Genomic DNA, 7,269 nt, shown 5'->3' with positions numbered 1-7,269 from the left:
CACCACCTCGTAGGCCTTGAAGTTGGTGTACGGGCCCTCGCCGAAGCCCTTGATGGAGGCGTAGATGATGCGGGGGTTGATCTCCTGGATGCGGTCCCAGGTGAAGCCCATCCGGTCCACCGCACCCGGACCGAAGTTCTCCACCATGACGTCCGAGCGGCGGATCAGCTCCGTGAGGATCTCCTTGCCGCGCTCCGACTTGGTGTTCAGCGTGATGCTCCGCTTGTTGGAGTTGAGCATCGTGAAGTAGAGGGAGTCGACGTCCGGCACGTCACGCAGCTGCTTCCGCGTGATGTCACCGGTCGGCGCCTCCAGTTTGACGACGTCCGCACCCAGCCACGCCAGCATCTGCGTCGCGGACGGACCCGACTGAACGTGCGTCATGTCGAGGACGCGCACGCCCTCAAGAGCCTTGGTCATGATCAACCCCACGTCTCGTTGTCCGTGCAGAGTTAAAAGGTCGGTACAAACATTTGTCCGGCCCCTGGACACCCAGCCACCCAGTGAGGGATAACCCTCTTCATACAGTATTCGTCGACTGTATGCAATAACCGGCGAGCGCGTTCGTCTGTGCGCGACCGCCGGGGCACAGGCCCGGATCACCGCACATGAAGCAACGAAGCTCTGTGAGGGAACGCCTGATATGACCTTGAACCACAACGCAACAGAGCCGCCCGCGTATCGCGAGGTCACCGACGCCCGCGGCCGCGTCTACCGGATCGGCGAGTCGGACCGCGACATCCTCGGCCACTCCCGGCAGTTGATGGTGTATCTGCCCTGGATCGCCATGATGGGCATCAGCGTCTTCGAGTACGCCTACGGCTCGGCCGAGGACACACTGTCCACCGCACACCACTGGACCCAGTCCAACACCTTCTGGATCCTCAGCGTCTGGATCTTCTTCCAGGCAGGTGTCTCCTTCCCCGCCGGATGGCTGCGGGAGAAGGGGATTCTGACGGCCCGTCGGGCCATGTTCATCGGCTCGTTCCTGTGCCTGATCGGGTTCCTGGCCCTCTCGCACATCCACGACGTGCTCGTCGCGATCCTCGGATTCGGGGTCGTCGGCGGCATCGGTTCCGGGCTGATCTACTCGACCTGCGTCAACATGGTCGGCAAGTGGTTCCCCGAACGCAAGGGCGGCAAGACCGGGTTCGTCAACGGCGGCTTCGCCTACGGCTCGCTGCCGTTCATCTTCATCTTCAACTACGCCTTCGACACGTCGAACTACCAGACCGTGCTCGACCTCGTCGGCCTGTACGTGATGGTCGTGGTGTTCGTCTGCGCCTTCTTCTTCAAGGACCCGCCGAAGAACTGGTGGCCCGCGCACATCGACCCCCTGGCCCAGGGCGGCTCCGGGAAGAGCGCGGCGAGCCTCGCCAAGAACCCGCCCGCCGTACGGCAGTTCACGCCCATGGAGGCCATCAGGACGGGCATGCTGCCGCTGATGTGGGTCGCCCTCGTGATCAGTGCCGGTGTCTCGATCTTCGGCATCTCCTTCCAGGTCGACTACGCCAAGGAGGTCGGCTTCGGCCCGCTCGTCGCCGCCTCCTCGATGGGTGTCATGGCGGTCATCAACGGCATCGGCCGCGGCGTCGTGGGCTGGGCCTCCGACAAATGGGGCCGCAAGCCGACGCTCGTGATGGTCATCCTGGTGCTCGGGCTCGCCCAGTTCGGTGTCATCTGGGCCGGCGACCTGCACAGCGAGGCACTGTTCCTGGTCTTCGCGTTCCTCTCGGGATTCGGCGGCGGCGCGTTCTATCCGCTGTTCGCGGCGCTCACGCCGGACTACTTCGGGGAGAACTACAACGCCTCCAACTACGGCCTCGTCTACAGCGGCAAGCTGGTCAGCGGCCTGTTCGGCGGCGGCATGGGCTCCATGGTGGTCTCCGCGTGGGGCTACAACGGTGCCTACGCGCTGGCCGGCGGGACCTCGCTGATCGCCGCGGTGATCGCGATGACGCTGCACCAGCCGGGCCGCCCGAAGAAGGGCAGCCAGGCCGCGGTGCCGCAGCCACAGGCGGCGACCTGAGACACCTTCCCCTTCCGCTCGTCAGTGAGGCGGTGGCCCGGCGCGGGTCACCGCCTCGCGCGCTGGTGGTACGACGTGCGGGTGTGCTCGGTGTGCGCCCGCATGACCGACGCCGCCCTGGCCTCGTCCCGGTCGGCGAGCGCCGCGATCAGCTCGCGGTGCTCGGCCCAGGACTGGTGTCCGCGCTGCCGCGCCACCGGGGTGTAGTACCAGCGCACCCGGCGGTCGACCTGGGCGGCCAGTTCGGCGAGGACCGAGTTGGCCGCCAACTCCATGACCTTGCCGTGCAGTTGCGCGTTGAGCGCCACAGCCGCCTCCACGTCGTCCGCGGCGACCGCCCGCTCCCCCGCCTCGCACAGCTCCTCAAGCGCGGCGACGGCGGCGGCGTCGGCCTTTCCCGCGGCGAGCCGCACCGCCTCGGTCTCCAGGAGCTGGCGGACCGTCAGCAGCTGGTCCGCCTCGTCCTCGGTCGGCTCGTGCACGAACGCGCCCTGCGCGGGCCGCAGATCGACCCACCCCTCGGTGCTCAGCCGCTGCAGCGCCTCCCGTACGGGCTGCCTCGACACCCCGAGCTGCGCCGCGAGTTCGGTCTCGACGAGGTGGGCGCCCGGCGGCAGGGTGCGGGTGATGATGAGTTCGAGCAGCGCGCCGTAGACCCGCTCGCGCAGCGGTCCCGGCCGGTCCAGCTTGGGCACCGCACCCTGTGGCAGTCCTGCGGTCGGCAACATCGCGGCCCCTTCCCCCAGTACGTGTTGTCCTAGTGCTTGCCGAGGCCAATCCCAGCCTGTACACAATATCCCGTCGACACATCGTGTGCGCGGGGCGAGCGAAAGCCCGCCCCGCGGCACGGCGGCGGGGTTCACGTGCGGCGGGGAGCGCCCCCTGCGTCGTGCGGGGCCCCGCCGCAGCTGCGTCGAGGTCAGGGCATGAGCTGGTACTCGGGGAAGTTGCCCGGCAGCCGCTCCCCCGCCGGCCCCTCGGTCACCGCGCGGACCAGCAGCTCGCCGCCGACGAAGGCGCCGCGCCAGGACGCCCCGAACCCGCCGAACAGCTCGTCCCGGTCCCCGCGCGAACGCGCCTTTCCATGGCCGACCTTGAACGCCCGGATCTGCGGGGCGAGCCGCTCGTACGTCGCCTCGTCGTCGGTGGAGAGCGTGGCGACGAGGGCGCCGTTGGAGGCGTTCATCGCGGCGAGGAGCTCCGCCTCCGTGTCCACCAGGACGATGGTGTCGACCGGTCCGAACGGCTCGGCGTGGTGCAGCGGCGAGGACGGCGGCGGACCGAGCAGCGTCACCGGATGGACGTACGCGCTGGTGTCCTGGCCCGGCAGGAACAGCGCCGGGTCGGGGGCGCCGCGGTGCAGCGGGACGGCCCCGCGGTCGATCGCCTCCGCGACCTGGTCGCCCAGCTCCTTCGCCTTCGCCGCGTTGATCAGCGGCCCGAAGTCCAGCGCCGGGTACGGGTCGTCGGGGTGCTCGACGGCCAGCGGGTGGCCGACGCGCAGCGTGCGCACGGCGGGCAGGTATGCGGCGAGGAAGTCGTCGAAGGCCTCGCGCTGGACGACGAACCGGGGGTAGGCGGTGCAGCGCTGCTTGCCGTAGTCGAAGAGCTTGGGGATCGCCGCCGTCAGCTTCTCCCAGTCGGTGAAGTTCCAGATGCCCCAGGTGTTGAGGCCCTCCTGCTCCAGGATGTGCCGCTTGCCGAGGTCGGCGACGTCCGTGGCGACCGCCGCGCCCGTGTCCCGGCCGCCGACGAAGGACACGCAGCCGATCTCCGGCGCCCGCACCAGCGCCTCGGAGAGCTGTCCGCCGCTGCCGCTGACGAGCGTGACGGGGATGCCCTCGCGGGCTGCGAGCGCGCAGGCCAGGGTGAGGCAGGAGACGCCGCCGTCGGTCGGCGTCTTGGAGATGACCGCGTTCCCGGCCAGCGCCTGCACCAGCAGGGCGTGCGCGAGCACGCTCATCGGGTAGTTCCAGCTCGCGATGTTGGAGACCGGGCCGGCCAGCGGGGTGCGCTCGCCGTCGCCGAGCATGTCGTCGATGCCGTCGACGTACCAGCGCACGCCGTCGATGGCACGGTCCACGTCGGCCTGCGCGAGCCGCCACGGCTTGCCGATCTCCCAGACCAGGAGCAGGGCGAGGAGTTCGCGGTGCTCGGTCAGCGCGTCGAGGGTCGCGGCGACCCGCGCCCGCCGTTCGGGCAGCGGGATGTGCCGCCAGGCGCGGTGCTGGTCGAGGGAGGCGCGGACGGCCCGGTGGGCGGTGTCGGCGTCGAGTCGGGGCGGGCCCGCGATGGGGCTGCCGTCGACGGGGCTGGTGGCGGGCAGGGCGCGGCCGTCGGCCTGCCAGGCGCCGTTCCACAGGTTCAGGACGCGGTCGTCGCGGAAGGCCTCCGGGGCGACGGCGAGGCAGCGCCGCCAGGCGTCGGCCCAGGACGTACCGGACTTGAGGGTGGGCGTGTTGAGGGTGGTTGCCATGGTTCTGTCTCCGCTCACGGTGCACAGTCGTTGCGGGGTACTGGATGGCTGGTGGTGCTGTGGACGGGAGGTGCCCACTGGGCACCTCCCGTATGCCAAGAACCGTACGAGGATGGCGCGTTGAGCCCTATGAAAAGCGTCACGCCCCGTCGGCGAGGCGGTCGAGCACGAGGCGGGCCGTCTCCGTCGGCGTCGAGCCGACACGGACGCCGGCCGCTTCGAGCGCCTCCTTCTTGGCCTGCGCGGTGCCGGACGAGCCGGAGACGATGGCACCGGCGTGGCCCATCGTCTTGCCCTCGGGCGCGGTGAATCCGGCGATGTAGCCGACGACCGGCTTGGTGACGTGCTCGCGGATGTACGCCGCGGCGCGCTCCTCGGCGTCGCCGCCGATCTCCCCGATGAGCACGACGAGTTCGGTCTCGGGGTCGGCCTCGAACGCTTCGAGGCAGTCGATGTGGGTGGTGCCGATGACGGGGTCGCCGCCGATGCCGACACACGTGGAGAAGCCTATGTCACGCAGCTCGTACATGAGTTGGTAAGTGAGGGTGCCGGACTTGGAGACGAGTCCGATGCGGCCCGGCTTGGTGATGTCGGCCGGGATGATGCCGGCGTTCGAGGCGCCGGGCGAGATGAGGCCGGGGCAGTTGGGCCCGATGACGCGGGTGCCCTTCTGCCGCGCGTACGCGTGGAACGCGACGGCGTCGTGCACCGGGATGCCCTCCGTGATGACGACGGCGAGCGGGATGCGCGCGTCGGCCGCCTCGGTCACGGCGCCCTTGGCGAAGGCGGGCGGCACGAAGACGACGGTGACGTCGGCCCCGGTGGCCGCCATGCCCTCGGCGACGCCGCCGAAGACCGGGACGGCGCGGCCGTCGAGGTCGACGCTCTGCCCGGCCTTGCGGGGGTTGACGCCGCCGACGACGTTCGTACCGGCCTGGAGCATGCGGCGGGTGTGCTTCATGCCCTCGGCGCCGGTCATGCCCTGGACGAGGACCTTGCTCTCCTTGGTCAGGTAGATGGCCATGTCCCGGCTCCTTAGGTGAGGTTGAGGGCGAGGTCGGCGGCCCGGCGTGCGGCGCCGTCCATGGTGGTGGCCTGTTCGACCAGCGGGTGCGCCCGTTCTTCGAGGATGGCCCGGCCGCGCGCGGCGTTGTTGCCGTCGAGGCGGACGACGAGCGGCTTGGTCAGCCGGACGTGTTCCAGGGCCTGGACGATGCCGTCGGCGACCGCGTCGCAGGCGGTGATGCCGCCGAAGACGTTGACGAAGACGGACCTGACGGCGGAGTCGGAGAGGATGACGTCGAGGCCGTCGGCCATGATCTGCGCGGAGGCGCCGCCGCCGATGTCGAGGAAGTTGGCGGGTTTCGCGCCGCAGCCCGCGACCACGTCGAGGGTGGACATGACGAGCCCGGCGCCGTTGCCGATGACGCCGACCTCGCCGTCGAGCTTCACGTAGTTGAGCCCCTTGGCGGCGGCGCGGGCCTCCAGTGGTTCGTCGCGCGTGGCCTCCTGTTCTCCCCAGCGGGCGGTGCGGAAGCGGGCGTTGTCGTCGAGGGTGACCTTGCCGTCGAGGGCGAGGATCTGCCCCTGCGCGGTGCGCACGAGCGGGTTCACCTCGACGAGCAGCGCGTCCTCGCGGGTGAGGACGTCCCAGAGTCGTACGAGGACGTCGACGGTCTGCGGCGGCAGGCCGGCCGCCTCGGCGATGCGGGCCCCGACGGCGGAGGTGACGCCGACCGCCGGGTCGATGGGAATGCGGGCGACGGCCTCGGGCCGGGTGGCGGCGACCTCCTCGATCTCCATGCCGCCCTCGGCTGAGGCGATGGCGAGGAAGGTGCCGGCCGCGCGGTCGAGGACGTAGGAGACGTAGAACTCGGTCTCGATGTCGACGGGTTGGGCCAGCATCACCGTGCGCACGGTGTGGCCCTTGATGTCCATGCCGAGGATCTGGTGCGCCGTCAGTTCGGCGGCGGCCGGGTCGGCGGCGAGCTTGACGCCGCCCGCCTTGCCGCGGCCGCCGGTCTTCACCTGGGCCTTGACGACGACGCGACCGCCGAGCCGACGCGCGATCTCCCGTGCCTCCTCGGCGGATTCGGTGACTTCGGCCCGCGGGACGGGGATGCCGTGCTCCGCGAACAGGTCCCTCGCCTGGTGTTCGTACAGGTCCATTTGCGGCTCCTGTCTCAGTTCCTGCTTCAGCCCCTGTCTCGGCTACGGAAAGGAAAAGTGCTGCACGCCCCCTGGACACCACCCACTCAATGCGGGATACCAGTTTTCATACAGTATTCGGCGACTGTATGCAATGTACGAGCCGACCGTGGACCAGTAGTGAGGTGAGTCGTTCGTGACCAAGGCACTCGAGGGTGTGCGCGTCCTGGACATGACCCATGTCCAGTCAGGCCCATCCGCCACCCAGATGCTGGCGTGGCTGGGTGCGGACGTCGTCAAGCTGGAGGCGCCGACCGGTGACATCACACGCAAGCAGCTGCGTGACATCCCGGACGTCGACTCCCTCTACTTCACGATGCTCAACTGCAACAAGCGGAGCATCACCCTGAACACCAAGACCGACCGCGGCAAGGAGCTGCTGACCGAACTCATCCGCCGGTCCGACGTGCTGGTGGAGAACTTCGGCCCCGGCGCGGTGGACCGGATGGGCTTCACCTGGGACCGCATCCAGGAGATCAACCCCCGCATCATCTACGCCTCCATCAAGGGCTTCGGCGAGGGCCCGTACACCAACTTCAAGGCCTACGAGGTCGTC

The 7,269-nt window shown here is 69.6% G+C and carries 7 protein-coding genes; 2 read left to right on the top strand and 5 right to left on the bottom strand.

Annotated elements, in window-relative coordinates:
* Nucleotides 1–420, bottom strand: a 420-nt coding sequence (locus ACY34M_RS41755; protein WP_462724162.1) for a CoA transferase, incomplete at its 3' end; no start/stop codon positions are given.
* 223 nt (nt 421–643) lie between these two features.
* On the opposite strand from ACY34M_RS41755, the gene ACY34M_RS41750 reads away from it, so the two are divergent.
* A complete protein-coding gene (locus ACY34M_RS41750; RefSeq protein WP_462723949.1) occupies nt 644–2,029 on the top strand; it encodes an OFA family MFS transporter in 1,386 nt (461 codons plus the stop codon).
* 47 nt (nt 2,030–2,076) lie between these two features.
* On the opposite strand, the gene ACY34M_RS41745 is transcribed toward ACY34M_RS41750, so the two are convergent.
* The 4 genes from ACY34M_RS41745 to sucC form a co-directional block, all read right to left on the bottom strand.
* Nucleotides 2,077–2,757, bottom strand: a complete 681-nt coding sequence (locus ACY34M_RS41745; RefSeq protein WP_462723950.1) for a GntR family transcriptional regulator — start codon at nt 2,755–2,757, stop codon at nt 2,077–2,079.
* A gap of 191 nt (nt 2,758–2,948) precedes the next feature.
* Nucleotides 2,949–4,505: an aldehyde dehydrogenase family protein gene (locus ACY34M_RS41740; RefSeq protein WP_462723951.1), complete on the bottom strand. Its 1,557-nt coding sequence runs from the start codon at nt 4,503–4,505 to the stop codon at nt 2,949–2,951.
* A gap of 139 nt (nt 4,506–4,644) precedes the next feature.
* Nucleotides 4,645–5,529 (bottom strand): succinate--CoA ligase subunit alpha, encoded by an 885-nt coding sequence (gene sucD / locus ACY34M_RS41735; RefSeq protein WP_462723952.1) that lies wholly within the window; start codon nt 5,527–5,529, stop codon nt 4,645–4,647.
* Nucleotides 5,530–5,540: 11 nt separating this feature from the next.
* Complete coding sequence (sucC, locus tag ACY34M_RS41730) at nt 5,541–6,692, bottom strand: ADP-forming succinate--CoA ligase subunit beta (RefSeq protein WP_462723954.1); 1,152 nt, start codon at nt 6,690–6,692, stop codon at nt 5,541–5,543.
* Nucleotides 6,693–6,849: 157 nt separating this feature from the next.
* On the opposite strand from sucC, the gene ACY34M_RS41725 reads away from it, so the two are divergent.
* Nucleotides 6,850–7,269: CoA transferase (locus tag ACY34M_RS41725; protein WP_462724161.1), on the top strand; the 420-nt coding region annotated here is incomplete at its 3' end.

It is taken from the genome of Streptomyces sp. EDA2-14 (assembly GCF_054963755.1).
The sequence above is the reverse complement of the archived record's forward strand: the minus strand, read 5'-3'. Positions and strand labels throughout refer to the sequence as shown.